Below are 26158 nucleotides of genomic sequence, written 5' to 3'. Positions count from 1 at the left end.
AATGCCTGCCGTGGAGCTTGCCCCTCTCCCGGGCGTGCTGGTGAGCTCGGCCCATGGAGCGCCCGCGGCAGGTCGGGACGTCGACCACGCCGACCGCTGGAGCTACTACACGCGGGCGTCCGACGAGCTCGCCGACGGCCCGCACGACAACGTCCTGGGGCACCAGCGCCGGTCCGCACAGCACGTGACGCACGAGGACCGTCCCCCATGGGGCTCGACGACCCAGCTCCGACGGCGGCTACGGCTGCCGCCATGAGACCTCTTCGCAGATCAGCCCGCGCTGTCCTGCGCTTGACTGAGGTACCGGTAGATCGACTCCGCAATCCGGCGACCGAGCGGGATGGGCACTGCGTTACCGATCTGCCGTGCGATCTCGATCTTCGAGCCGAACCACACGTAGTCGTCGGGGAAGCCCTGGAGACGCGCTGCCTCGAGGTGCGTGATGGGCCTGTCCTCCGATGGATGCAGGTAGCGCCCCTTCTCGGGCTTGAAGAACTCGGTGCGGACGGTCACGGACGGCTCACCGCGCCGGAGCCTGCCCATGACGTCTCCCGAGCCTGCGTCGTGCGCGTCCCACGAGACGGTGGAGAGGTACTCGAGCTGGGCGGGCCGCTCGACGTCACCGGCGACCACGACGGCGCTGTACCGCTGCGACCTGCTGCGACGCCTCGCAGTCTCCTCCGTGACGGCGACGGCGTCCCGGACCAGGACTCGTTCGGACGTCGGCACACCTTCCTCGACCACAGTGTGGGCACCCAGCACGAGCAGCTCGCCGTCGTTCCCGCGGGGCAACCCGACCTTCTCCGTGATCATCTCGGTGCCGTCGCGGAAGCGGCAGACGTACCGGCCTCTCAGGTCCTTCCGGTTCCCGCCACGCGGGATCGCCCGGTAACGCGCGAGCGAGACTTGCTCCGGCCTTCGCCCGATGTGGAGGTCGGTCGTGCGGAACGGCCCGGGGTACCGGCCGCCAACTCCACGGACCGAGCGTGCAGCGAGCGTCGGCAGTTCCGCAGCCACGCTCCTCCTCGCCGTCTCCTCGAAGATCGCGTCGGCGGTCGCCCACGGTTCCTCGCTGCCGAGGGGGAGACTGATGCCCTCGAGGTCCTTCTTGTGCTTCAGCATCTCTTTCGAGTGCGTCTGTCTCGGGTAGCGCAGCAGGTCGAGGCGGAGGTCGGCGTCCGTCCTGACGCCCATGACGATGGCTCGCCGGCGGGCCTGCGGAGCGCCGAAGTCGGCGGCGTTCAGGAGGTAGCGGCGGTCTTGGGCCCACGCGTCCTCACCCGGCTTCGATCCGGGGTCGACCAGCCGATAGTTCATCAGGTCGGCGCCGCCGATCCGCTCCTTCAGATCCTGGAACTCGACCGACCGGAGGAACCTGTCGACGTTCTCGATCACGAAGACCTTGGGCTGCATGGCGACGACGACGCGGATGAACTCCTGCCACAGCGTGTTGCGATCGGCCCGCACCCTCTCGCGGTTGAGCCCTGAGAACCCCTGGCAGGGAGGCCCCCCGACCACGACATCGATCTCGCCCGGCGCCCACCGCGGCTCCCAGCCGACGATGTCTCGACAGACGATCTCGGGCGGGGCGGCCACACCGCGGCGTGGCCCGTCGACGAAGTTGGCGGCATAGGTCGCGGCTGCCGCGGGCTCCCACTCGACAGCCCCGAGGGTGCGGAAGACGGGGCCGGTCGCGCCGGTGGGGCGGTACTGGTGGAAGCCCTCCGTGAGACCACCACAGCCGGCGAAGAGATCGAGGACAGTGAAGGGGGCCCCAGGAAGCCCGTCGCTCGTCACCGGGCGATCGTACCCGCTGCCGGCCCCAGCCCTGACCTGCGGACACGCTCGATCTCACCATGAACGCTGCCACCCCGCCAGGTACGCTGGTTCCCATGGAGCAGGTTGCCCCGCACCCGGGGGCGTCGAGCCCGTCGGTGAGCGAACGGATGAGCGCGGCTCGACGGCGGGACACAAAGCCCGAGCTCGACGTCCGCCGCATTCTCCACGCCCGTGGGCTGCGCTACCGGGTCAACTACCCCGTCCCAGGGCTCCCGCGGAGGACCATCGACATCGCATTCACGCGATCGAGGATCGCGATCTTCCTGGACGGGTGCTTCTGGCACGGCTGCCCCGAGCACGGGACCCAGCCACGAGCCAACTCCGACTGGTGGCTCACCAAGTTACGCCGGAACGTTGTCCGGGATACCGACACCAACCACGTGCTCGAGTCTGCGGGGTGGCGCGTGCTCCGCTACTGGGAACACGAGGAGGCTTGGGTGATAGCGGATGAGATCAACGCCGTCGTCCGCGGGCTCGACCGCCCTGCGGAGGAAATCGGCGTAGGTCACGACGTACCGAGTCACCACCGACCGCGGACACAGATCCCCTGACGGTCGCCTGACCTTACTCACCGACCGAGGTGTGCGAGGGATACGGCTCTCTCACGGGCGACGAGCGCCGTGAGTTCCGCCTCTCCCATCCAGTCCACGTCGAGGAAGGCCGTGAGTCGTAGCAATCGCTTCAGGAGGTCGCGGAAGACCTCCCTGCCCCCGCTCCCGTCCTCCGCCGCTGACGTGCGCACGACGGCACGCACCAGTCCCGGGCTGGCCGCAACCGACCGCCGCCGCGCCATGATCTGATCCAGGTCGGCCTCACCCAGCACATCGAGCATCCAATAAGGATCGGCCCTTGGCTGCTCGTCGCGCAGCAGATGGGCACGCCACCAGAGCCTCGCCAACACGTGCCGCGTCAGGTCCGTGCCCTTGAACCTGTCCGCCACGAACCCGCCCGCCCCCGGCGGGAACCGCCAGGCGCAGACGTCAGGGAGGAGGACGAGTGCAAGATACGCCCACACCTGACGCTGGGAGGCCTCGCCCGGACCGATGCCCATCTCCAGGTGAAGGAGCCGGGCTAGTGCACGGTCGAAGCTGCTCCGACTGTCGGTCCCACCCCGGTCGGGGAACCCGTGCTCCACAGCGAGCGCCAGCACCCTGGCACGAAGGCCGCGCAACTCGTCAACCTGGGTCCGCCGACCACCGGAGGCCGCGAACACCGTACGCGCTGCGGTGACCCTTTCCGGGACACCATCCGACTGGGCCGCGGCTTGCGCGAGAGAGGCGAATCGCGCTTCGGCCTCGGCAGGGAGGAGCCTCGGGTAGAGCCGAGTCATGACTTGACCGCCCTCGGGAACTTCAGCGCGCTCTGCGCTCGTGACCTGACGAGGGACGGGTCTCGGACCCACTCGCCCCTGAGCCGAGCAACAGCGTCGTCAAGCTCCTCACCGGGCAGCCTCAGGAACGAACGGATCAGACCTGTCACCAGACCACCGGTCGACAGCTCGTCCTCGTCGGACTGCACAGGTCGGAACTCGTCGTCATCGAGCGCTCGTCTGACGAGGTCGCAGACCACGTCGACCATGAGCGCGTCCCACAGGAGCGCCGAGCCACTATCCCCGGGCTCGAGCGCTTCGACGACCGAGCTGTTGTCGACGTTCAGGAGGACGAGCAGGTTGCCCATCGCGGGGGCCGACCAGTCCGCGCCGTCGAGACTGATGTACCACGCAGCATCCGGGGGGAACCCCTGCTCCCGGAACCGCACCGGAGCCACAGGCAGCAGGCCTCCCTCCCCCTCTAGCGCAAGATGGTGCGCGTCGCGCCAGAGAATGCTGCCCGCCCGCCTGGCCGTGAACCGGTTGCTCTCGACGTCGTCCTGCCTGACGAGGGTTGTCTCCAGAACGAGCTCCCCGGCCAGGTCGCTCCCGTGCACCGGGGCGATCAGGTGCGCATGTGACCACCCCGTGCTGTCGGCAACCAGGCCTTGGACGACCGCCGAGCACCTCACCATCGACCCGCTTGCCCAGTACCGGACGTGCAGGGCGACGGGCGTGTTCGCCTCGAGCCCTGCCTGCTCGAGCACGGTGCGAAGGTTCACCCGTACGACGCGCTCGAACTTGAGGAGACTCTCGTAGTCCCAGCCCGCGACAAGGCGGCCCACGGGTAGGCCCCCAGAGAACCAGGGTTCGGCGATGACCTCGGAGGGCCTAGGGACCGCGTAGGGAGTAGTCCTCACGACAGGTTCCCGTCCCACTCGACGGTCAGTTCCAGTGCCGCATCCTCGACCGGACACGCAAGTAGGTCCAGCTCCTCGTTACCGGCATCGACGGTGTCCCCGAGGACGACGGCACCGTCCGAGCGGCGCCATCCCAGGACAGTCGGTTGGCCGGCGGCAACCGGCGCCGAGGCCTCGGTGCCCTCACCGGTGACGACGGCGACACATCCCCGTACCCTCCCTTCCGACGAGACACGCAGGGCCTGCGCCACAACCCAGCGCCCGTCGAGCATCTCGAAGCGCGGTTCTCCGACGAAGCGCGGCTTCCGCCGTGCACCGGCCCGCCCCGTACCGTCACCCGACCGCCGGGCACCGCCGCCCGCGCCCGTAGCGTCACCACCCCGGCTCGGGGGTTGCACCACGACATCCTGGTCACCATCCACCGGAGCACCTCCCCCGCCCGCGAGCAGGAACCCGAGGCGCTGCGAGACACCTCCGACGGGGGTGCTCTCGACGGCGCGGGGGACGTGGCGGGGTCCGACCAGGTCGGCACAACGGTCGGACAGCCGCCGGCGCGCGACACGGACGAACGTCGCGTCATGCCCGCTCAGCTGGGCGTCCACCCAGGCGTCGTGGGTCGGCGGCTCGGCACGGGAAAAGACCACGTCGAGGTCGTCGTCGACCTTGAACACTCCCGCGTACCCCACCTCAGGATGCGGCTTCGCCTGACCCTCGAAGTAGCCGACCACGAGGTCCGGGTGACGCATCAGGGCAACGTGGTGCGGAGCCTTGTCGCGCTCGAGTCCCAGTTCCTCCGCCGCTCGATGGCGGACGCTTGCGCCGAACGTCTGCTCGACCGCGAACTGACCGAGGAGACGGCGAGGCTTCAAGCACTCGATCCGGCCACCGGGCTCACGCTCGAGCATCTTCCGGTACGCGCGAGCAAAGCAAGCGATGGCGGCATCGTTCGACTCATTTGGGACCTGGACGGCGACGCCGTTCACCGAGATCGACAGGTTCAGCCGCTGGTCGCGGTCGACCAGAGTCAGTGGCCAAAGATTCCATGCCGCTGCGTCCGCGAGGTACTCGCCCGCCTCGTCCTGCGAGAGGTCCGGCCCGTCCCCGTCGTCCGACGCGTCTCTCAGGTCCGGGTCCATCACGACGACCGTTGTCCCCGTCGAGTTTCCCTCGAACGGGGGCAGTCCCAGACGATCGGCGTACTCGGAAGCCACCTGGTCGACGAGGGGCTCGCAGTGGTCGGACCTGACGTCCCCCCACCAGTGGCGTCCGGTGAACGGTCTCCGGTCTCGGTCGTGGAACTCGCCCAGAAGTGCCGAGCCGATGAGCCGTGTGCGGAGCTCGCCGCTCTCATCCCTGAACCTCGTGTGGATCAGGATGGTGCCAACTCGGCTCGCCAGGAAGAACGCACCCTTCCCGTACCCGTAGGTGCCACCGCCACCGTCAGTGTCCTGCTTCTCGCCGGAGTTGAGCACGAACGAGAGCCACCCGCGGTTTCCCGGCTCTGCGTAGTGGTCCGATCGCGTCGGCCCCCCTAGGCCCGTCGTCCCCCGGTCTGTCACGGCCAGGTAGCGGATCGACCTCTTGCGCAACGACTCCCCCAGGCCGCGGACCGGTCCCACCGGTCGCGGTGCGCCGGGGAGGAGCAGCTCCCGCCAGACATGCGCGCGATCAGGCCCGACAGTCCCGAGGTGCATGGAGAAGTCGACACGCTCACCGATCCGGGCGTCCCAGGAGTTCTGCGCAGCCTCACGCACCAGGACGGTCAGCAAGGACAGTGACGGCCGGCCGAGCTGATTCCGCAGTCCCTCGGCAGTGATCCCACCCGCAGGTGAGAACGGCTGCGAGAACCACGTCGGAGCAGTCACGAGTCCTCCACCACCACGGCGTACAGGTCTCCCACCGGCCGCAGCTCCGGAGTCACGACATCCAGGTCCACCAGATACTCGACGCCTCCGACACCAGCTGGTACGGCAGCGTGCTCGAACTTCTGGGGAGAGATCGCCGGGAAGCCGTCGTCCACCAGGTACCAGCGCTGCTCGACCACCTCAAACCTGAACTCACGAACGACCGGGGACGCAACGCCGGGAAAGTCGAGCTTTCCGAGCCGCTCGATCATTGCCGTGTGGCTGCTCCCATCCAGGCACCGCGCGATGAGGTCGGCGAGACCGTCGCCGTTCTCGGCGCTCGTCTGACGCAGCCGGAACCACACCAGACCGAGAACGCCTCCCACGGGCGGTTCGAGCTGGTCGGTGCCGTGGACACGGACGAGCCTGCCCTCCCGGGTGAGGCTCGCCTTGACCTCGATGGCATGACGCGCCGAACGGAAGTCCTGCGCGGCCCCGTCGGGGCCCGTCCACAGTGCGACCGCCCCCTCGTCGAGTCCGAGCAGCTGCTCCAGCACGAGGAGCTCGGCGGTCAACCCGGCCAGGCGGGTGGCGTTCCACGTCTGCGCACCGGAGCCCAGCAGCGTGCGCCAGTTCTCGAGATGCCGCCGCACGGTCGTGCCGGGGTCGTCCGGGGCGGACACGAGGCCGAGGCAGATGTCCGCCGCCAGGCCCGTGAACACCCCGTCCAGGTCAGGCCGCAGGCACTCGAGGTCCACGTAGCGGCCGCCCCCCACCTCCGATGTCAGCGGCCGCGTCGTGAGCCGGACCGCCGTTCCGCTCCGGTCGGACACCTCGGGACGACTGTGGGCTAGGGGGACGAGCAGGTGCCGGTGCCCCTCAGAATCCACCCCGACACGCACCGAGCCGCCCCCCACCTGGAGCGCGATCGCGGTCGACGCGACGGTCGGCCCGTCGGGCACGGGAAGCTGGGTCCAGAAGTAGTCGAGCGTGCGGCGCAGCTCCGACTCGACGTTCCGACGCTGCGTCATGCGTCGCTCTCGACGCCGTCGAGGTCCTCGTCGAGGATGGCAAGGTCGACCTCGTCGTCCTCGTCGAGCGCTGGGAAGATCCCGGACAGGTCTGCCGAGAAGAAGTCGTAGTGGACCGGGAGATCACTCCCGACGGACGGCTGCGGAAAAACGAGGGCCGCGCCCCACACGACATCCGCAGGCGCGTCGAGCTCTTCGCGACCCCTGAGTGTCGTGGGCGACAGAGGGTCGATCGGGTACAGCAGGACGAGACCGGTCTCGGGCGTCTGCTCGACCCGGAGCCTGGCGTACCCGGTCCGGCCCAGCTTCGCAGCCCCGGCGGACACGACAAGGTCGATGGCCTCGTCACGCGAACCGGAGAGCGTCTTGATGTCTGCGCAGGCGGTGATCGGGGAGTTCTTCAGACGAGACCGACGGACCATGCCCACGGACGCACCGTGAGGAAGCTCGAGGACCTTGAGGGCCCTCGCCGTGGGCTGCCCCATGACCGCGACGTTCCACGACTTCAACCCGCCGGCACGGACACGACCGTCGATGTACCGCACGAGAAGATCGCGATCGGCCTCGACGGATCTCTCGTGGAAGGAGTAGCTCTCGAGGAACGTCACTACGTCACGCGAGCTCACACCCCGCCAAAGCACCTTTCCGGTGCTGGCCGGCACCGTCGCGCTGTCCTCCCGCCCCCGGATCGCGCAGCGGGTGAGGAAGTCGTTGACCGCCGCTGCATTTCTGTCCAGCCACGCGCCCGCCTCCTCCTTTGGGGCGACCGGGAAGTAGCGGGACTCAACCAGCTCGCCGCCGTAAGCCGCCGCAGCACGCACAGCGTTCGTCATCTTGCCGGCTGCGCTGATCCTCATCTTCGGGTGCGAGCGGATGCGGACCGCGAGGTCGAGGGGTGACTTGTGCTCGACGAGATAGCGATCGATCTCCCGACGGATCTCCTCCTCCACCGTGGCGAGGTGGGCGTACCAGTCGCGAAGCTGTGCCGGCATCCAGATGCGCGGCAAGTCCGAGTAGCCCGGCCGGTACCCGAACCACCGGCCCATCTGGAGCAGGGTGTCGTACACGTCCGCGGAGCGCACGAAGAAGCTGACGACCAGGCCCTCCAGCGTCAGCCCTCGGGACAGCGTGTTGCCACCGACAGCAATGACGGTGCGCGGCCCGCCGTCGTAGTTGAGGCGATCCTGGCTGCGATAGTGGTCGAGGATGACGTCCGTGTCACTGACGACGGCAGTCAGCAGGGCGAACACGTCCGCAAACGCCAGGGGCGACTCGCCGAGCTCGGACGCGGGTACTCGGGAGGTCTCGTCGTGCCAGAGACGGCGCAGCTCGGTCTCCAACCGCGTGTCACCGGATCGGAGAGCCCCGAGCGTCAAGCTCCTGAACTGGCGGAGGGGCTCCGCGTACGAGTCGTGAACCCGTGTGTCTGAGTGCGCGTGGACGAGCATCGACGAGTGCTCGGCCGTCCCGGAGCGACATCTACGGGCGGCCGTTGCGAGCCAGAACCACAGGAGTGCGTCCCGTAACGAGTCCGTGATCCGCGGCGCAAACCCGGGGATGTCGGCCCTGCTCCGTGGACGCAGGTCGGGAAGCTCCTCCTCTGCGATGTCCCGAATGACGTCGAGTCCGCCAGGGACGTCGGCAGGGTCCTCGCCGTCCAGCGCTCGCCTGCCGAAGAGCGTCTCCGGACCCTGATAGGAGCTCGGCCGTTCGAGACTCAGGACGAAGTCGCGCGGGTAGAAGTCCCGCTCATCGGACGGATCGATGACCAGGTTGGCGAAGGGCGTCGCGGTGTAGCCCACGTAGCAGACCTTTGGCAGACCTTCCACGATGTCGGCGATGAGCGGGTTGATGGTCTTCGTAGCAACTGTCGCCTGGTCCGCCTCGTCGTCGATGATGAGTGTCGGGACCTGCGCCAGATGCTCGGAAGCGCTCAGGAGCCACCGACGCAACTTGCGCAGGACCACCGCGTTCTTCTTCACGACAAGCAGTAGTGCCTGGTCCTTGACCGCGAGGAGTGAGGCCGCATTCGCAGGCGGTACGAAATCGCGCTCCGCGCTCGTGATCTGGTGCCAGAAGGTCGGATTTGCGCCGACGATGTCGCTCACGAGACGCGCCTGCGTCTGAGCCCTCAGAGCGTTGTGAACGCCGGACAGCACAATAAACATGCGATACCCGCGGTCTGCCGCCTTGCAGATGACGGCAGTGAAGTTAGATGTCTTCCCCGACTGCACGTGACCGACGACGAGCCCCTTCGCCGCGAACTCCGGCGTCGCCGGGTGGTCCAGCATCGCTACCACCTTGCTGGATGCAGCGTCGATCTTCGCAGCGGACTCGCTGCCCAGCTTTCGCACCAACCGCTTCTCCAGCGGGGGCCAGTTGACGTCGCCCGAGCGAGGGCCGATGTACCAGGGCACCCGCCCCTCACGCGAGATGCCCAGCGGCTCGCGCAGCTGGATGATCTCCCGGGCCTTGAGCTCGTGCCTGGCCAGCAAGGCGTCGAGCCTGTCCTCGGGGAACCCCATTGCTCGCAGTCCCTGGATCACCTCATGCGGCTGGGACCTGGAGGTGAAACCGGTGAACGCGTTCCAGGCCGCGTCCTCGACGACTGAGTCACTCACGCTGTCTCTCCCCCATAGCGCCACTTCGTCGCGGCCCGTCGACACCGTAGCGGTGCACACCTCATGATCCGGAACACAAGAAGGACATCGTGGTGACGATGCTCTGCCTGGTATCTCGGCAGCTTCCGACGTCGGCTGTAGAGCATGCCCAGTGGTCAGGCACCGAACGCCCGACGACTACATCACTTCCACGGACACGACCTGCGGCATCCTCCGCACATGGACCCGGAACTCGGGCAGGACTACGCACGCCTGTCGTTCAGTGGCGAACCGAACCCGCCCCCCGCACCCAACGCGTCACCCGCAGCAGAACGAGGAAAGCGCCGACCGCGCAGTCGACCTGGACGGCGACGCGGGTCGACCCGAACGCGGTCAGGCTCTGACGGCCGCCTGCATCTCGGCGCCAGGACTGTGTGAAACGTGTTCGCCACGGCCCGCTCTCGCGGTGCGGATGCGAGGCGACGTGGGTAGGACCCGCGGCCGCCAACCCCGGTCCCGCGGGTCGTCACCGCTAGGGCGCCTCACAAGTCATTCTCGACCGCGGTCGCGTCGGGCTGGGCGCTCACCGGTCGTCGTCCTGCCCGTCATGTCCGTCCATGGCGTCGCCCTCCAGGTCACCTCCTGACGACGGCGACACGGGGCTCCCCGTCCTGTCGAACGTCGGCCCGTCCCCGCGGGGGCCCTGGGGGTTCTCGGTCGGCCCCGACGTCTCGTCGAGCGCCTCGGCGAGCCCGGCGTCGGCGCCCGTCCCCGTCGGCTCGATCTCCGTCGCCCCCGTGCCCGTCACGTCCTTGCTCATGCCGCTCCTCTCGTCCGCCCGGGCCGGGCACCGCGCCCGGCCCGGACGGAGGTCGTCACTGGTCGCCGATCTTCTTGTCCGCCGCCGACTGCGCCTTGTCGAGCTGCTCGTCGTGCTTGCCGCCCGTGGCGGACGACGCCGCGTCGGACCCCTTCTCCAGGGCCGCGTCGCTCCCCTGCTCGCCCTTCTCTCCCTGCACCGCGTCGGACGCCTTGCCCTTGAGGTCGTCGATGCCCATGCGTGTTCCCCCTCGGTCCTGCGAAGGGCCTGCCCGGCACCCGGGGCGACGAGCGGGCCGCACCGGGCGCCCCGGCGCCGTTCCATCCTGCGTCGACCCCTGGACGCCCGCACCCGCACCGCAGGATCCGGGCGGCACCGCGCCTGCCGAGGACCGAGCCGATCGACACATCGGCTCGCTGCGACCAGCGGGACGTCCGAGCCGACGGCCGTCAGCGGTCCCGCGCTGGGGGCAGGGTGATCTCCTAACCGAGTCCCTGCAGGGCTCGGACGTGATCGATCCCGTCGTCGTGGCTGCCCGGCAGGTCCCAGGGCGACACGAGCCGGCCCGTCGCGTCAGCCTCGTAGATCGCCGTGGTTCCTCCGCCTTCGCGCGGGTAGGCCAGGACGAGCACCCAGTCGATCGGGGCGTTGGCGAGCCGGCCCCGCTGGTAGGGCGGGTCGAGGTGGTAGAGCGTGGCCGTGTGCGGGGGGAGGAGGTCAGCGCCCTCGGCGTCCGCCCGCGGCTGCAGCATCGCGACGAGCCACGCGACCCGCGTGCCCGGCTGACGCGCAGCCACTCGCGCGCAGGGGGTCCAGTGCTCGCGCGACGTGACGGCGACGTACCGGCCGCCGACGCGCACGACCCCGAAGTCGTACACCCACACCGTCGGGTCGGCGGTACGGAGGTGCTGCATGAATGGCTTGAAGTCGTGCAGCCACCAGCTCGCCCGCTCACCCGAGGGACCGACGAGCTCGATGCGATGCGGGCCGACGCCCGTCAGCCGCCACGGGGTGCCAGCGGCCCGGACAGCGCGGGCGACGAGGTCCGGCTGGACGACGTGGCCGGGAGCGTCGGAGGCGCACGCGAGGTGGGTGGGGTCGTCGAGGTGCAGATCAGGCACGGGGTACTCCGTCAGGTCGAGCAGCTTCCCGTGCCGGCGGCACGGGCGGATCTTCCTCCGGGGGCACCGTGCGCTCAGCGCGGTTGCCAGTCGGCCAGCCGGAGGGCTTGAGGCCGAGCTTCGTGATCGGGAGAGATCCTAGGACGGACGACTGACAGCGACGCGGAAGGGGCTGATCGCAGCGTTCGGCGCTGCCCACAGATGCGAGACAACGCACCGACCGAGTCACTTTCAATCAAAACCTTCCGGCCATGCCGGAAGGACGGACAGATTGCCCTCATTGCCGTCGCGGTCTGCTTGGTGGCCTCCGGGTGTACGTCCGCAACCGGGCGCGCACACTCGCAAGGAGGACAGACAGGCTCCGAGATGGTTACTCAGAGAGCGCGCCGCTCGGCAGTCTCCACTCCTCATCCGGGGACATTGCTGAAGAATCCCCGAAGGTATTCACGAAGTTCCGGGTCACAGACATACACATATGTTCCAAGCATGCCCCGCGTCAGCAGCACGCTATAGATGTTCACGATGTACCGCAGTAGATCCTCGTCCGAGTAGCGCACACCGAGCGTCGGATTGTTCTCCTTGCCCTTACGGTCCCGGTAGGACGCTCGATCGACGAGCAACCGCCCGGACCGCGCGTCGTAGCGCAACTCCTTCCCGATGATCACACCGGCGTAGTTCAGGTCATACCCCTGGACGGTGTGGATAGACCCGACTTCGTCGACGGACGCCGAGGAGTTGATCCAGTCCTTTTCGGCAGAGTTCCACCGCATTGCGACTCCGCCGATGATAATGTCGAAGGCAGTTGGGTCCTTCTTGCTGACCCAGTCCCAGGCGTACCCGGCGACGAGCCGGGCGAGCGAGTGCGTGTCGTCACGACGCCGAACGGCGTCCCGCATGGCAGCTAGATCATCGTAAAACCGCAGATCGTAGCCCTCGAAGACCTGCCGCGCGAGGCCAGGTCGCCCGGTGAGGACATCCCTGACGTACTGCACGTAATCCGCCCCCGCTGCGACCCGCATCTGCGACATCAGCGGGTACCAACGCGCATCTCGACGCGCCTCCGACACTAGGTCCGCGATGGCGGCAGTCGGCAGATCCGCCGGGCGCACACTCTGGTCACCGTCCACCAGGAACACCGCTTGCTTGCTCTGGGCTCTGATCCAGTCCAGCTGCGTGCGGCTCACGTCGTCGTACCCGAACAACCGCTCGGTGATGTGGCGGAACATCTGGTTCTGCGGACCCGACGGCTGGTTGGCGCGCTGGCTGAGCCGGTGTGCCTCGTCGACGATCAGGAGGTCGTACTTGTCCGTCGCCTTCCCCACGTCGAACGGCGAGAGCACCATCTCGGGTCGCAGGCCGGGCGTCTTGGCGAACACAGCCTTGATCGACGCCCGCAGGGACTGCTGCGGCACGACGAGCCCGATGCGGAAGCCGTGGAGAAGCTCGCGATAACCTGCGGCGAAGAAGTCGACGAACAGACCATCTTGGTCGATGTCGTCGTCGGTGTAGGTGCGCGCGATGTCGAGCAGCACCTTCATGAGGTAGATTGCGACGACCGTTTTGCCCGTACCAGGGCTACCCTGAATGACGATCGAACGGCCGACGTCAGCGGTGAGATCGGCGAAAAGGCCCTCGAGGATGCCCTCCACGGCCACTGCCTGGTCCTCGCTCAGCGCCTTGAACGGCGAGAGCTTGAAGAGGTTGCTGTTCTCGATCTCCGGCAGCGACCGGGAGAAGAGACCTTCGGCCCGCAGCGCCTCGAAGACCTCGCGAAACTGGCGCCGGTACCTCTCGCGCTGGAAGTAGTCCGCGTCCCTTACCCCGACGTTCAGGTTGATCACCCGGTGCGCGTCGTCGCCGGAGAACAGACCGATGAGGTACGCCTCGAGGTCGAGGCACACCGACTTGTTGAACTCGTCGTCGATGATCACTCGGACGGTACGCAAGCCCTGCTTGTTCGTGGCATCCAGATGCTGACGCATCCGCGTGGCTGCGCTGAGCGACTCTCCTACGTATACGGACGTTCGTGCACCAGGTTTCGTCGTTGCCAGCTGGTCGTCGATCACGTACACGACCGGCCAGTTCATGTGGCGCCGGTCCGCGCGCGACCAGCGATCCACAGCCCGCGAGTCGAAGGCGAACCTCGCGATCGTCTCCCCCGCCACCACAGCTCCGTTCGGTCGACCCGACAGGTTCACGGACTGACCCCTCGTCCATTACCTCGCCATTGTGCCGGGCGGAGGTGTCCGCCGGGTTCACATCGAGCTGGAGATCGTCAGCGCATGGTTGAGCGACCGCCCTCGACGGCCGATGTCACCTCCATGCGGTTCGATCGTCACGTGACCACGCGCCTCGGGGCCGCCGCGTGAGCGACCGCATCCTCCCGCTCCGATTCGCCGCGCGCTGCCGCCGCTGCGGGCGCGAGCTCACCATCGGCACGTCGGCGAGGTGGGAACCGACGACCAAGCAGACGACGTGCATCCGTTGTCCCACCGTCTCGAGCACGGGTCCGGCACCCGCCACCACGTCCCGACCCGACGCTTCGACGGCGACCGGGCCCGTAACCCGCGACCGTTGGCAGGCCCTCATCGACTACCATCTGGCAGCCCTCCGCCTCGCAGCCATGCCAGCTGCACCCCTGGTGAGCGACACGTCGCGTCGGCAGCTTCTCCCGCTCGTCCGCGAGGAGCTGATCACAGGCCGCGGCGACGCGCTGGTGCTGACGCCCGAGGGCCAGAGGTTCGTCGCGAGCACGTCGGCGCAGGACGTCGTTCTGTACGGCTGGCCGCTCGCCATCGTGGAGGACCGCGCGGGCACGGCGCGGGTGACACCGGTCTTCCTCACCGAGCTCACGTCGGGAGGTGCCGACGGCATCGTCGTCCCTGGTGACGATGAACCGTATGTGAATCCGGCGCTGCTGTCCGAGGAGTACGGAACCGCTGAGCAAGTTGCCGCTGCTCAGGATGCTGTCGGAGCAGGAATCGGATTCGGTGACGCCCGTGCCGTCGCCGCGGCCGCTGAACGCATCGCGCGAGCGCTCGGAATCTCCGTGCTCGGCGAGCTCGATCCTGATGCCGTCCGGGCCCCATCTCGGCCCGAGAGCGGGCTTCACAACCTCGCTGCCCTCGTCCGGGGCCCGTCGACGCTCGCCACTCGCGCGCTCATCGAGGAGCTTACGGAGCTGAGGAACCGCACGGACTGGACTGCGACAGCGGCGGCACCACTGGTGCGGTCGGTCGACGAGCCCGTGCCACCTGCGCGGGAGGCGGAGCCGCTATCACTCGCCCCGTCAGCCTTCGCGAAGCTGACGCTCAACGACGCCCAGGAGCAAGCCGTGGCGGCCGCGCTCACCCGCGACCTGACCGTCGTCACCGGCCCACCGGGAACCGGCAAGAGCCAGCTGGTCGCGTCAGTGGTGGCGAACCAGTGGCTGGGCGGACGCAGCGTCCTGGTGACCTCGACGAACAACGGCGCCGTCGACGAACCAGTCGGCAGGTGCGCGAGCCTCGACCCGGTGCTGCTGCTGCGTACGGGCAACCGGGAGGTGCGCGACCGCTTGCCCCAGCAGCTTGAGGAGATCGCGGGGCGCGAGCTCGAACGCGGCCCATCGCCACAGGTGATTCGCCGACAGCTCGAAGCCGCCGCCGCGGCGCGTCGAGAGGTGCACACCGCGCTAGAGGCCCGCACCCGCGACGAGGCGAACCTGGCTCAGACGCTCGTCGACCTCGAGCTCCTGCGTCGCCGCCTGTGGGGGGCGGACGCGGCGAGCACCCCGCTCGCCGATGCGTCGACCGTCGAGAGACTCACTCGCCGCGCGGCACGACGCGGTCCGTTACGCCACCGACGCGAGCGCAGAGCGGTCACCGCTGCACGGCCCTCACGACCGGGCATCACCGTCGAGGACGTCGCTGCGTGGGCGACGACCGAAGTCACCGCCGCTCGCCTGACATCGGCGCTGCGTGCGGCAGGGCCGTCCGACCCCGCGCACGACCGCAATGCCCTCAAGGACGCTGAAGATGCCTGGGCCGATGCCGGGATGATCGCGCTACGCGATACCGTCCAACAGCGCCTTCGTGCCGGACGAGCAGCCCTGCAGCACCTGGCCCGCCTGCGTACCGCCGCGCGATCGGCTCGCGCCCACGCGGTCATGCGCGCACTGCCGACTGCGGGTGGGTGGGCGTGCACCGCGCTTTCCGCGCAGGGAACGTTCCCCCTGACGGCAGGTCTCTTCGATCTGCTCGTCGTCGACGAGGCGAGCCAGTGCTCGATCGCCCATGTCCTGCCGCTCGCCTACCGGGCACGTCGCATAGTCGTCGTCGGTGATCCGAACCAGCTCACACCGGTCGTCACGCTTGACCGTCGCAGTCAGGCTCGGCTCGCGGCGGGCGCCGGCTGGACGCCGGACGAGGTACGGCGCCAAGCCTTGTCCATCGGGCACGACTCCGTGTACACCGCGTACGCGGCGCGTTACGGGGACCGGCCGCTGCTGCTGACGGAGCACTATCGCTGCCATCCCGCCATCGCCCGCTTCGTCAACGAGGAGTTCTACGGTGGGCTGCTGAAGGTGCTCACCGACGTCACGCAGCATGGGCCTGGAACGCGCGGACTCGTGCTCGTGGACACCCCAGGCGCCGTACTGCCGGGCCCACGCGGCGGCGCATACAACCCAGCAGAAGCCGACGCCGTCGTCCGCTGGATCCGGGACCACCCGGACGAGGCTGGAACTCTCGGCGTCGTCACCCCTTTCGCCGCCCAGGCCCAAGCCATCGAGCAGCGCCTGCGGCGGGCCATCGGCACAGACGCAGCGGCGCGTATCCGTGTCGGTACGGCGCACCGCTTCCAAGGTGGCCAGTGTGAGGTCGTCTTGTTCTCGCCCGTGGTGAGCGCAGATGCCGGTCCAGGGACGTTGCGCTGGGTCGAGGACCAGCGCAACCTCGTCAACGTCGCCGTGTCCCGCGCGAGGCGCGCGCTCGTCGTTGTTGCTGATGTCGCTGCGATCGAGTCGCTGGCTGTACCGACGCTGCGGACGCTCGTCGCCCTCGCTGGGGCGGATGCGACCGAACGCGACGCCGTCTCTGAGCTGCGGGAGAACCGCGGACTGCACTCCGACGCTGAGCGACGGCTGTTCGCGTCGCTTGCCCGAGCGGGCCGCACGCCCCGGCTCAAGGAGATCGTCGAGGGATACGAGCTGGACCTGGCGCTCGACACCCCGACTGGCCCTCTGAACATCGAGGTGGACGGCGCGCACCACACCGACGTCCGCGGGCGACAGCGGCGACAGGACCTCGCTCGCGACGCCGTGCTGGAAGGGCTCGGCTGGCAGGTCCTCCGGGTGCCCGCATGGCGGGCACTGGCCGAGGCAGACGTCGTCGCGGAGGAGATCGCCGCCGCCGCCCAGACCTAGCTCGGTGCCGCGCGGGACCGTTGAAGGCATCCGTGATGGATCGGATCGCTTGTCCACAGGTCGAACCGACCTGCACCCCTGGAGGTGCTGAACCGGTACTTTTCCGGCATGAGGATGCATAGGCGCAGGCGGCTCGCTGCCGTCGCAGGTGTGGGGCTGATGTTGGGTGCGTGCACCGGTCCCGCTGTGCCTGCGGAATCGACTGCGGTGGCGACACTGACAGCGGAACCGAGTGTCGCTGCTACGACGACATCGAGCGCCACCACTACGGCGCCCCCCTTGCCGGCGGAGATGAGTAGTGCCGACATCACCGGCGCCGAGGCCGCCGCGCGGTACGCCATAGCTGTGCTCAACCACGCCTCCGCGACGGCTGACGTCTCGGAGTGGACGCGCCTGACAGCGCCAGATTGCCAAACGTGCGCAGGCTTCACCAGCGACATCACGGAAACCGGACCAGATCCGGATGGAGTGGTCCTGGTCGAGTCGTCGAAGCCGACCGAGATCAATCCTGGGACTTTCTACACGGTGGCGCTGATCGTGAGCCAGGAGCCCTACACGCGGCCTGACGGAAGCGCGAGTGAAGGTGGCGAGTTCGCACTCCTGCTCGCACTACGATTCACAGAATCCTGGACCGTCGAGGCCATCGACGTAGGCCCGTCGGACGCCCCATGGGCCAGTTGAGGCGGCGGGCACTCGCCTGGTTCGGTCTGCCTGTAGTCGTCACCCTCGCGCTCGTCGGTGTCGTGACACCCGCTGCGGCGGCGCCGGACTTTGAAGCTGCGCTCGGGAACGACGGTGCAGCGCACTTGGCAGCAAGTGAGACCGAGGAGATGGCCCGGCAGATCCGGAGCATCCCGCCGGAGCAACGCTTGGTCGGCTACGAACGATCGCCTTACTGCCGCGAGGCGGCCGGCATGTGGGTCAAGGGCTTCCCCGACGGCACTTGTGCGCCCGGGGCCAACTTGGCCACCACCGCCGTCCAGTGCGAGGAAGGCGACACCCTCGTGATGCCCATGTGGATGCACACGCGCCCCACGCCTGCCTCGCCATGGGGCCCCTGGGACGACATCGACCCGGGCGGCTGCGGCGTCGACCTGCTGCCCGTACTCACCGAGGCCGACTTCCGCCGCCTCCCCCTGCCCTCCCCCACCCTGACCCTGCAACCCGACCGCGGCTGGGTCCTGATCAACATCGAGACCATCGTCTCGACCGACCCCACCCCGGTCACCCTGCGCACCGAGCTGCTCGGCTACGGCATCACCGTCGAGGCCACCCCCACCCGCTGGACCTACGACTTCGGCGACGGCCACACCCTGACCACCACCTCACCAGGCCACCCCTACCCCCACCACGACGTGTTCCACGAGTACGAGAACCCCGGCACCAGCACCATCACCCTGAACGCCGAATGGACCGGCCGCTACCAGATCGACGGCTCACCCATCTGGCGCGACATCAACGGCACCGCCAACACCACGACCACCTCCCCACCCTTCACCGTCGAAGAACGCACCAGCCGCCTCGTCGCCGACCTGTGCACCGACAGACCCAAACCACCCGACTGCTGACGCAGTAACCGGAGGAGGTCTTGCACTCGCTGGACGGCATCGGCGCGTGCTGAAGGCCCGCTCGACGGTGCGAGATCCCGGCCATCAGACGGCACGCATCGCGATGCCGACGTCGGCGGACTCCCAGGCCCGCGCGCTAGACCGGGCGTCGCGCGCGAGCGCACCCGCCCCGTCGGCCAGCGCCTGATCCAGCACCGTCAGCACCAGGGAGACATTGCCCAAGGCGTCCTGGACGATGCCGGACCCGAGGGTTTGACCGGCGGCGGTGCACTCCGCCCCCGCGACTCCGGCATGAGCACCGACCACGGCTGCAAACGAGGCAACGGCACCGTCGTCGACCCTCAGATCAACCACGGCTGCACCCCTGAACCCGAGGTGAGTGCGTCACCTGGGCACCTCGACCGCAAACGTCGGACTCGGTTCCGCCGGAGTCACGAGATCACGGCCGCGCAGGTCCCCTAGGGCCCGGGGATCGGGCTGCGGATCGAATGTGCCGCGTGCGATCGGCACCGAACCGCAGTACTCGTCGGTGAGTGCCTCTCCCGTGGACAGCGTGTACGGCTCCCTCAGCCCCGCGGCGCCCGTGATTCGCCGCTGGCCGTCCGGTCCCTGCTCGAGCCGGAATTCGAAGGCCTGCGGCCATGGCTCCGGGTACTCGTCGTCAGCTGTGGGACTGATCGCCAAGTCGTCGGCGCAGCCGACCACCATGGCCTTTGTCCCGGACGGTTCGACGTCGACAGCGAGCGGCGTGAAGGGCCGCGGTCCGAGCACGACGAAGGCCCTGCCCTCATCGAGACGCCGCGCGGCTGCGCGAGCGAACCAACGCACGTGGTCCTCGCGCCACGTGCCGACCAGGGACCGATCGGTGAAGTTGGAGCTGTTGACCGCCGTCGCGTAGGCGAGCTCGCCTGCTCTGACTGCGCGAACCCAGGGATCGTCCTCGATGGTTCCCGACGGAGCACTCTGCGCCCATCGGACATCGGCAGTCGCCACTGGCGTCGGGCTGACCTCGCCACAGCCGGACGCGGTGATCGGAACCACGAGTGCCAAGACCAGCGGCGCAGCCAGACGGTGCATGCGTGACGTCGTTTGGTTCTTCACGTCGTATCTCCCTTGACGCCGTCCGACGCGCTCGATCGCATGGCGCCGACGATGAGGTCGTAGTCGGAGACGAGCTCACGAGCGACGTCGTCCGCCGGCTCTGACGAGACGTCCCCGGCATGGCCGCTGGACTTGTCCCAGAGACCGAGGCGCCGGTACTCGGCCACAGACGTGCTGAAGAACTCCTCGAGCGATCCCACCCCATGCGGCACCGCCGAGTCGGTGCCGCTCGGGAGCGGACCACCGGTGAGCGCGGACTCACCCAGCTTCTGCAGGGCGTCGAGCCCCGCGTCCACGCCGATCGACGTCAGGGGGCCGACGGGCGAGAGCGCGACGCCCGCATCGACCACGTGGCGGCCGACGTCGAGCGCGGCTCGGGTCTGCTGGTCCTGGAGGTACTGCTTGACCTCGGCCGCTGAGTAGGTCGCTCCATCGATCCCACCCCACACCGCGACCAGAGCGTCCAGGCCTGCCGCAGCAGATGCCGGTCCGTGGGTGATTCCTGCCTGGACTCGCACCTGGTAGTCCAGGGCCGCGCCATGCAGGACGAGACGACCTTCGACCTCTCCTGCCACAGCTGTGAGCACGGGGCGGAGCCAGCCCCGAGAGATGCGCGCGGTCGGGACGGTCCCTTCGAGATACGGCACCGTGACGTCATGCCATCGCAGGCTGATCTCATCCTCGGAGAAGCCGCTCTCGAAGCCCACTTCGACGAGGCCAGGAAGCTGCCCTGCGATAGCGGTGGCGAGGCCCTCCGCACCGCGCGCGGAGAGGTGGCCGGGCACCAGCGCTCGGTTGGTGCTGAGTTCGTAGAGGACGTGGGTGTTGATCGCTGCGACCTGGCGGTTCACTGCGAGGTTGCCTGGTTCTGCCTGGACCCCAGCCCACAGTGCACCGATCCCGGCGAATCCGTCGGACGCACCCACGGCCCAGCCTCGGTCATGGAACCAGTACGTGATCCGGTCGAGGGCAAAGGCCTGGTCCGGGGCTGACCAGTCGATCCCCTCCCCCGTCAACCAGTCCCTCGCCGCCTGGGGGTACGCCCCGAGCGTCTCGAACACCCGCGCCGCGGCGTCGTGCGCCCCACCCCCCTCGAGCGACAGCAGTCCGATGGTGTCGAGCGCGTGGCCGGGAGTTCCCGGCCCGTCGCGCCATGGCCCGCCGTTGCCTCGCTCGATGGCGTCCAGCAGGTCGGCCATCGCCACGGTGAACGTCTGGCTCATCCGTGCGCTCTGCGGGTCCGCGAAGACGTAGCCGATCGCCGACAGCGTGCCGTTCATGCTCGACGCGACCCGCACCATGTCGGCCGCGTACGACGCCGCCTCGGCAGACGACCACGTCGACGACGCCGACGCCAGACCGGAGCGGAGCGCTCCCCCCGCGGCCGCGAGCGAGGAGTTCCGGTCCGTCGCACCGACGACCATCTGCTCGCCCAGCATCGTCAGCAACCGCACCACCCCGGCGCCGCCGATCGCGACAAAGATCCCGGACATCAGCTCGCCGTCATCGCCCCACGCATCGAGGAAGTCCGTGAGCGCCGCGAGCGTCTGGGTGTCCGCGGGGTGGTTGCTCACCTGTTCCGCAGCCTCCGCGAACCACGTCGCCATCACCCGCCGCTGCTCCGCCGTCACCGTCCCCGCCGCGCTCGCCGCCAACGCCTGCACCAACGGCACGTCGACGATCGCGTCCAGCCCGGTCCCCGGCGCGTACGCCCCCATGACATCCACCCCGACCAACCGCGCCGCAGTCTCCTGGTCCAGGTCTTCCCGCTCGTCACAGCACGCGACGAACGCCCGCAACCCCGCCGCCGCATCCCCCACCGCTGCCCGCCACACCCGCAGCTCACCAGCCGCCTCCGGCACCGGCGCGAACGCCGGCACCTCCGTCCACGACCACGGCACGGCACCCACCCCACCGGCCAACGCCGCCACCGCGTACCGCTCCCGCGCCGCCACCGCGCGGATCCGCGCCGACTCCACCTCGTCCCGGGCCGCCATCACCCGCCGCTCCAACCCCCGCAACGCCGCCCCGTACCCGGCCAGCACCCCCGCCACCTGCCGGCACCCGCCGGCGGCATCGTCCAGCCCGGACGCCAGCCGCACCGACCGCTCCCCCAACGCCGACGCCCACTCCCCGACGGATGCCGCCACCAACCCGTCCCCGGCAGACCGCACATTCACCGCCCGGGTCGCGAACCGCTCCGCGCGGGCGACGTAGCCAGCGACCAACCCGTCGACGGCATCGACGTCACCGGCCTCCGGCGAACGCTCCAGCACCGCGAGATCCACACGCACCCCCTTGGCCAGAACCGGACGAACCGGGCACACCGTAGCGCTCGGGAGCGGCCTGTCGCCCGGGTCGTCCACAGGGCCTCACCCAGGCGCGACGGACCACTCACGGCGCTTGCGGGCGCACCCGTGCACCATCGAGCAGCTCACGGCAGCCTCGACCACACAGCGGTTTGGTGGTTCACCTCTCGTCATGGTTGTTTCCCGTGACAGTGAACAGCTATGCGGACGTCGTCGCGCGCCCCTGATGCCCCTTCGTGCGCTCCGGACCTCCGCGCCCGGACGGCTCGACGCGCACCCGACCTCGACGGGCGTCGACCATCTGGGCCGGGCCGAGCTCGACCAGTGACCGACCCGGCGCGATAGCACTCGCGCTATCGTCGGTCCATGACCGATCACCTCGGCACCGAGCTGCGTGCCCGTCGCCTGCGCCTCGGCCTCACGCAGCGTGAGCTCGCGGCGCGGTCCGGAGTCGCCCAGCCGGTGATCGCAGCGGTCGAGACCGGGCGACGCGGCATCAGCCCGGAGGGGCGCGCCCGCCTCGACGCCGCCCTCCGCGTCCGGCCCTCCGCGGTGCTCGACCGGCACCGCCTCGCGGTCCGCGATGCCGTCGCGCGGCATCACGGTCACGACCCGCTCGTGATCGGCTCGGTCGCCCGTGGTGAGGACACCCCGGACTCCGACCTCGATCTGATGATCACGTTCGACGACGGCACCGACCTGGTCGACGTCCTGGACCTCACGGACGAGCTCGAGCAGCTCCTGGGCACCAAGGTGGACGTCGTGTCCGGTCGTGTCGCCGGCGCCGTGAGCGCGCACGCCCGACGCGAGGCGATCCCCCTGTGACGGCACCGGACAAGGTGACCCGTCTCCTCGACGACCTCGCGGCCATCGCGGAGGATGCGGCGCACGTCGTCAGCCTCGGTCAGGCCGCCTACCTCGCCGACGACGCCCAGGGGCGGCTGCTGCGCAACGCCGGTGAGCGCATCGTCATCAAGGTGTCGACGGTCGTCGAGCGACTGCCGGACGACTTCAAGGCGGAGCACCCGGAGGTGGAGTGGGTCAAGATCCAGCGGATGCGCAACCTCATCGCGCACCACTACGACAAGGTGCAGGCCGACTTCGTGTGGGCGACCCTCGCGCACCGCATCCCCGGGCTCATCGCGGAACTCGGGGGCAGATGAGCTCGTAGCCCTCACCCACCCCTCAGTCCAGCGGCGCCGACCACCGCAGCAGCGCCCCACGCCCGGACGCGGGCCGCAGCAGCGCGAACGACCCACCGGACTCCTCCGCGCGCTGCGCGAGGTTCCGTGTCCCCGACGAGCGCGTCCGCGCCGGCGGCACGCCGACACCGTCGTCCTCGACCTCGACGACCACCTGCCCGGCCTCCCCGGTCGTCACGGTCAGCCGGACGGACACCGCGCGCGACCGTGCGTGGCGCGCGACGTTCGACAGCCCCTCGCGCACGACCGCGACGACGTTGTTGGCGCGCCCGGGCGCGACGACGTCGTCGATGCCGGCGGTGAGCACCCGGTCACCGGCGACGGGGTCCACGCGCAGGTGGTCCACGTGGACGCTGAGGTGCGGGGCGAAGCCGAGGGACGAGCGCGCGAGCTCGACCTCGGCGACCACCCGTTGGACCAGCGGGATCGTGGCACCCGGGTCGTCGAGGGTGCGCACGATGACGCGGATCTGCCGGATGCCGGCGTCGACGTGCCCGACGACCTCCTCCAGCACCTGCGACACCTCCGCCGACACCGGCTCGGCCGGGTCGGTGCGCAGCGCCTCGACCTGCATGCCGGCGGCGAACAGCTGCTGGATGGCGAGGTCGTGCAGGTCGCGCGCGATGCGCGTGCGCTCGTCGTGCACGGCGGCGTGACGGCGCAGCCGCTGGGCCTCGCCGAGCACGAACGCGAGCGCGGCCTGCCGGGCGAACGACTGGGCGAGCGTGAGGTCCTCGTCGGTGAACGGGACGCCTCCCGCGCGCCGCAGCAGCACGAGCACCCCCATCCCCTGCCCCTGGGCGTGCAGGGGCGCCAGCAGCGACGGCCCGTACCCGACGAGCGCCGGGGAGTCGCCCGCGCCGGCGTCGGCGACGAGGCACCCGATGCCGTCGTCGAACGCGGCGCGGACCCGCCGCTCGGCGCTCATGTCGGCCCCCACCAGCGCCCTGCCCGCGGGGGTGACGATCTCGACCAGGAGCTCGTCCTCGTCGGCCCCGGGCAGGACGATCGCGGCGACGTCCGCGTCGGCGACCTGCACCGCTGCGCCGGCGACCCGCTCGAGGACGTCCTCGGCGTCGGCGCCCTCGAGCAGCATCGTGGCGATGTCCTGCGCGGCGGTCAGCCACTGCTGACGCCGGACCTCCAGCGCGTAGGACTGGGAGTTGCGCACGGCCACGGCGGCGGCGGCCGCCAGCGACAGGACGACCGCCTCGTCGTCGGCGCCGAACCCGCCCGCCTTCTCCGAGAGGTACAGGGTCCCGAAGCGCTCACCGCGGACGCGCACGGCGGCGCCCAGGAACGAGCCCATCGGCGGGTGCCCCGGCGGCAGGCCACGGAAGGCGGGGTGCTGGGTGAGGTCGTCGAGCCGCAGGACGCCCTCGTCGGGGATCACGCCCAGCACGCCCCACGCGTGCGGCGGGTGCCCGAGCAGGCCGACGACGGCGTCGGGGATGCCGCTCTGCACGAACTCGACCGACGCACCGTCCGCGTCGACGATGTTGATCGCCCCGTACCGCGCGCCGGTCAGGCTGGTGCTCGCGGCGACGAACCGCTCGAGCAGGCTGCGGGTGTCGAGGTCGCCCGCCATGTCGAGGATCGCCGACTGCAGGGCCGACCTGACGTCGTCCTGCGGTCGGGCGCGGGCCACTGCCTGCCTCACGGCTACCTCCTGGTGCGGTACACCTCAGGATAGGTAGTCACGGGACCAAGGTCCCCATCGGCGGCGGGCGGTCTCCGTCGCCGACAGCGCCTGGCGCAACGCGGAGGCCCTCACCCGCACCGCTCGCACCCGGTGCACGCCGCGTACGCGGGCCGGGCGGCGTCGTACCGCTGCCCCGCCGGCCGCCCCGGGAGCAGCCCGACGACGACGAGGAACACCCACCCGTACGGTGCCAGCGCGACGACCTGCCACCACCCCGACAGGTTCAGGTCGTGCAGCCGGCGGGTGTTCAGCGCGATGGTCGGCACCGCCGTGACCAGCGCCCACAGCACTGTCGCCGCCCCGACGACGAGCACGGCTCCGGCGGGAGCCCCGCCGTCATCCAGCACCCGCATGGCCAGCACGCCGCCCCACACGACGACGACCTGGAGGAACGCGGGGTTCCAGTACTCGGCTCGTCCGGCGCGCCCGGTGAACACCGTCGACCGCCCGAAGTACCGGCGGATGGACTCCCCGAACCCGGCGCCGGGCAGCGGGGTGTCGTCGAAGGGGCGGGCGTGGGGGTGGCGTGTTGTCGTCATGCCCGGGACGTTAGGGGCGGTCGATCACCCTTTGGTCCGGTTTCTCCCCATCTGTGGATAACCCTGTGGCCAAGGGTGAGGGTCGGGCGTCCTCACCCAGCACGGCGTGCGCGAGCAGCGTCGCGCCGGCGACCGCCGCGGGCATCGTCACCACGGCCCCGCCGGGCACCAGGAAGCACAGCTGCGTCGCCGCCCCGAACCCGATCGCCCGGCGGCGGTGCGCCCGCAGCAGCCGGTTGCGCTCGCGCCGCGGCACGCCGCGGGAGATCAGCGCGCGCGACGTCAGCTCGTGCGCGAGCGCCCACCCGGTGAGCAGCAGCCCGCCGACCCACCCGAGCGCGGTCCCGACGACCGGCACGATCCCCACCGCCCCGGCGAGCACCGCGACGACGAGCCCGCGCCCCATGAGCGCGAGCCCGTCCTCGGCGCCGCGCCAGAACCCGGTGTCACCGGTCGGCACCGCGCCGGTCTCGGTCGCCTCCACGACCCGCCAGATCCGGTCGTAGAACGGCTCACCGACGGTGAGGGTCAGCGCGGTGAACGTGACGACGACGAGCACGACGGCGCCCGCGAGCACCACGGCCTGCGCGGCGACCTCGGCGGTCCGCTCCCACGTCGGCGACCAGTCGTCGGCGAACGGCGTGAGCCACTCCGCGACGGTCCCCAGGTTCAGCACCAGCAGGACGATCGCGGCGAGCACCAGGAACCCGACCACCGCGGCGGGCACCAGACCCAGCGCCATGACCCGCGGCTGCCGCCGCCAGTACCCCCACCCGCGCAGCAGCAGGCGGGCACCGTCGAGCACCTCACGCATCGCGCACCTCACGCATGGTGTCGCAGCGTAGGCCC

Annotated in this window: 23 protein-coding genes and 1 riboswitch; of the genes, 7 read left to right on the top strand and 16 right to left on the bottom strand. The window is 69.8% G+C overall.

Going from position 1 to position 26158, the window contains the following annotated elements; all coding sequences use genetic code 11:
- The first annotated feature begins 10 nt into the window (after positions 1 to 10).
- The gene (locus tag IR158_RS11865) at positions 11 to 256 is read left to right on the top strand and encodes a hypothetical protein (protein WP_291813238.1); all 246 of its coding nucleotides are present in this window, start codon (positions 11 to 13) and stop codon (positions 254 to 256) included.
- A gap of 14 nt (positions 257 to 270) precedes the next feature.
- On the opposite strand, the gene IR158_RS11860 is transcribed toward IR158_RS11865, so the two are convergent.
- A complete protein-coding gene (locus IR158_RS11860; RefSeq protein ID WP_291813236.1) occupies positions 271 to 1797 on the bottom strand; it encodes a DNA cytosine methyltransferase in 1527 nt (508 codons plus the stop codon).
- A 95-nt stretch (positions 1798 to 1892) separates the two neighbouring features.
- On the opposite strand from IR158_RS11860, the gene IR158_RS11855 reads away from it, so the two are divergent.
- A complete protein-coding gene (locus IR158_RS11855; protein WP_366928436.1) occupies positions 1893 to 2390 on the top strand; it encodes a very short patch repair endonuclease in 498 nt (165 codons plus the stop codon).
- A 17-nt stretch (positions 2391 to 2407) separates the two neighbouring features.
- Here IR158_RS11855 and IR158_RS11850 read toward each other — a convergent pair whose 3' ends face one another.
- The 9 genes from IR158_RS11850 to IR158_RS11810 form a co-directional block, all read right to left on the bottom strand.
- Positions 2408 to 3169 carry a DUF6339 family protein gene (locus tag IR158_RS11850; protein WP_291813235.1) on the bottom strand — a complete coding sequence of 254 codons (762 nt, stop codon included), beginning with the start codon at positions 3167 to 3169 and terminating at the stop codon, positions 2408 to 2410.
- Positions 3166 to 4068, bottom strand: coding sequence for a hypothetical protein (locus tag IR158_RS11845; protein WP_291813233.1), 903 nt, complete (start codon positions 4066 to 4068; stop codon positions 3166 to 3168). Before IR158_RS11845 ends, IR158_RS11850 begins: the two co-directional genes overlap by 4 nt.
- Positions 4065 to 5837, bottom strand: coding sequence for a hypothetical protein (locus IR158_RS11840; RefSeq protein ID WP_291813231.1), 1773 nt, complete (start codon positions 5835 to 5837; stop codon positions 4065 to 4067). Before IR158_RS11840 ends, IR158_RS11845 begins: the two co-directional genes overlap by 4 nt.
- 92 nt (positions 5838 to 5929) lie before the next feature.
- Entirely contained in the window at positions 5930 to 6943 is a 1014-nt protein-coding gene (locus tag IR158_RS11835; RefSeq protein ID WP_291813229.1) for a PD-(D/E)XK motif protein, read from the bottom strand.
- The gene (locus tag IR158_RS11830) at positions 6940 to 9564 is read right to left on the bottom strand and encodes a Z1 domain-containing protein (RefSeq protein ID WP_291813228.1); all 2625 of its coding nucleotides are present in this window, start codon (positions 9562 to 9564) and stop codon (positions 6940 to 6942) included. The genes IR158_RS11835 and IR158_RS11830 overlap by 4 nt, the downstream gene beginning before the upstream one ends.
- 562 nt (positions 9565 to 10126) lie before the next feature.
- Entirely contained in the window at positions 10127 to 10363 is a 237-nt protein-coding gene (locus IR158_RS11825; RefSeq protein WP_291813226.1) for a hypothetical protein, read from the bottom strand.
- A gap of 55 nt (positions 10364 to 10418) precedes the next feature.
- Complete coding sequence (locus tag IR158_RS11820; protein WP_291813225.1) at positions 10419 to 10601, bottom strand: Rv0909 family putative TA system antitoxin; 183 nt, start codon at positions 10599 to 10601, stop codon at positions 10419 to 10421.
- A gap of 244 nt (positions 10602 to 10845) precedes the next feature.
- Complete coding sequence (locus IR158_RS11815) at positions 10846 to 11484, bottom strand: hypothetical protein (protein WP_291813223.1); 639 nt, start codon at positions 11482 to 11484, stop codon at positions 10846 to 10848.
- A gap of 18 nt (positions 11485 to 11502) precedes the next feature.
- Positions 11503 to 11612, bottom strand: a riboswitch (SAM riboswitch).
- Between the two features lie 279 nt (positions 11613 to 11891).
- Complete coding sequence (locus IR158_RS11810) at positions 11892 to 13649, bottom strand: DNA/RNA helicase domain-containing protein (RefSeq protein WP_366928435.1); 1758 nt, start codon at positions 13647 to 13649, stop codon at positions 11892 to 11894.
- 476 nt (positions 13650 to 14125) lie between these two features.
- On the opposite strand from IR158_RS11810, the gene IR158_RS11805 reads away from it, so the two are divergent.
- The 3 genes from IR158_RS11805 (at position 14126) to IR158_RS11800 (ending at position 18456) form a co-directional block, all read left to right on the top strand.
- Positions 14126 to 16888, top strand: coding sequence for an AAA domain-containing protein (locus IR158_RS11805; protein WP_291813221.1), 2763 nt, complete (start codon positions 14126 to 14128; stop codon positions 16886 to 16888).
- A gap of 108 nt (positions 16889 to 16996) precedes the next feature.
- Complete coding sequence (locus tag IR158_RS19350) at positions 16997 to 17569, top strand: DUF6318 family protein (RefSeq protein ID WP_366928434.1); 573 nt, start codon at positions 16997 to 16999, stop codon at positions 17567 to 17569.
- Positions 17557 to 18456 carry a hypothetical protein gene (locus IR158_RS11800; RefSeq protein WP_291813219.1) on the top strand — a complete coding sequence of 300 codons (900 nt, stop codon included), beginning with the start codon at positions 17557 to 17559 and terminating at the stop codon, positions 18454 to 18456. Before IR158_RS19350 ends, IR158_RS11800 begins: the two co-directional genes overlap by 13 nt.
- 84 nt (positions 18457 to 18540) lie before the next feature.
- Here the strand turns inward: IR158_RS11800 and IR158_RS11795 are convergent, their stop codons facing one another.
- From IR158_RS11795 to IR158_RS11785, 3 genes are all read right to left on the bottom strand, one after another.
- A complete protein-coding gene (locus IR158_RS11795) occupies positions 18541 to 18678 on the bottom strand; it encodes a hypothetical protein (protein WP_291813217.1) in 138 nt (45 codons plus the stop codon).
- Positions 18679 to 18840: 162 nt separating this feature from the next.
- The gene (locus IR158_RS11790) at positions 18841 to 19557 is read right to left on the bottom strand and encodes a hypothetical protein (RefSeq protein WP_291813216.1); all 717 of its coding nucleotides are present in this window, start codon (positions 19555 to 19557) and stop codon (positions 18841 to 18843) included.
- Positions 19554 to 21845, bottom strand: a complete 2292-nt coding sequence (locus IR158_RS11785) for a hypothetical protein (RefSeq protein WP_291813214.1) — start codon at positions 21843 to 21845, stop codon at positions 19554 to 19556. Before IR158_RS11785 ends, IR158_RS11790 begins: the two co-directional genes overlap by 4 nt.
- Before the next feature lie 387 nt (positions 21846 to 22232).
- Between IR158_RS11785 and IR158_RS11780 the strand changes: the two genes are divergently transcribed.
- Positions 22233 to 22691 carry an XRE family transcriptional regulator gene (locus IR158_RS11780; protein WP_291813212.1) on the top strand — a complete coding sequence of 153 codons (459 nt, stop codon included), beginning with the start codon at positions 22233 to 22235 and terminating at the stop codon, positions 22689 to 22691.
- On the top strand, positions 22688 to 23029 hold the full coding sequence (locus tag IR158_RS11775) for a HepT-like ribonuclease domain-containing protein (RefSeq protein ID WP_291813210.1): 342 nt from the start codon (positions 22688 to 22690) through the stop codon (positions 23027 to 23029). Before IR158_RS11780 ends, IR158_RS11775 begins: the two co-directional genes overlap by 4 nt.
- Before the next feature lie 22 nt (positions 23030 to 23051).
- Here the strand turns inward: IR158_RS11775 and IR158_RS11770 are convergent, their stop codons facing one another.
- The 3 genes from IR158_RS11770 to IR158_RS11760 all read right to left on the bottom strand — a co-directional run bounded on the left by IR158_RS11770 (position 23052) and on the right by IR158_RS11760 (position 26123).
- Positions 23052 to 24728, bottom strand: coding sequence for a GAF domain-containing protein (locus tag IR158_RS11770; RefSeq protein WP_291813208.1), 1677 nt, complete (start codon positions 24726 to 24728; stop codon positions 23052 to 23054).
- A gap of 110 nt (positions 24729 to 24838) precedes the next feature.
- Complete coding sequence (locus IR158_RS11765) at positions 24839 to 25309, bottom strand: DUF805 domain-containing protein (protein WP_291813206.1); 471 nt, start codon at positions 25307 to 25309, stop codon at positions 24839 to 24841.
- A 10-nt stretch (positions 25310 to 25319) separates the two neighbouring features.
- Positions 25320 to 26123 carry an EI24 domain-containing protein gene (locus IR158_RS11760; RefSeq protein ID WP_291813204.1) on the bottom strand — a complete coding sequence of 268 codons (804 nt, stop codon included), beginning with the start codon at positions 26121 to 26123 and terminating at the stop codon, positions 25320 to 25322.
- Between the last annotated feature and the right edge of the window lie 35 nt (positions 26124 to 26158).

Source organism: Cellulomonas sp. (genome assembly GCF_015234515.1).
GTDB lineage: Bacteria > Actinomycetota > Actinomycetes > Actinomycetales > Cellulomonadaceae > Cellulomonas.
The sequence above is the reverse complement of the archived record's forward strand: the minus strand, read 5'-3'. Positions and strand labels throughout refer to the sequence as shown.

Coding starts and splice junctions, on each gene's coding strand:
- IR158_RS11855 (WP_366928436.1), top strand. CDS start 1,893: ATGGAGCAGGTTGCCCCGCACCCGGGGGCGTCGAGCCCGTCGGTGAGC.
- IR158_RS11850 (WP_291813235.1), bottom strand. CDS start 3,169: ATGACTCGGCTCTACCCGAGGCTCCTCCCTGCCGAGGCCGAAGCGCGA.
- IR158_RS11835 (WP_291813229.1), bottom strand. CDS start 6,943: ATGACGCAGCGTCGGAACGTCGAGTCGGAGCTGCGCCGCACGCTCGAC.
- IR158_RS11825 (WP_291813226.1), bottom strand. CDS start 10,363: ATGAGCAAGGACGTGACGGGCACGGGGGCGACGGAGATCGAGCCGACG.
- IR158_RS11820 (WP_291813225.1), bottom strand. CDS start 10,601: ATGGGCATCGACGACCTCAAGGGCAAGGCGTCCGACGCGGTGCAGGGA.
- IR158_RS19350 (WP_366928434.1), top strand. CDS start 16,997: ATGAGGATGCATAGGCGCAGGCGGCTCGCTGCCGTCGCAGGTGTGGGG.
- IR158_RS11800 (WP_291813219.1), top strand. CDS start 17,557: ATGGGCCAGTTGAGGCGGCGGGCACTCGCCTGGTTCGGTCTGCCTGTA.
- IR158_RS11780 (WP_291813212.1), top strand. CDS start 22,233: ATGACCGATCACCTCGGCACCGAGCTGCGTGCCCGTCGCCTGCGCCTC.
- IR158_RS11765 (WP_291813206.1), bottom strand. CDS start 25,309: ATGACGACAACACGCCACCCCCACGCCCGCCCCTTCGACGACACCCCG.
- IR158_RS11760 (WP_291813204.1), bottom strand. CDS start 26,123: ATGCGTGAGGTGCTCGACGGTGCCCGCCTGCTGCTGCGCGGGTGGGGG.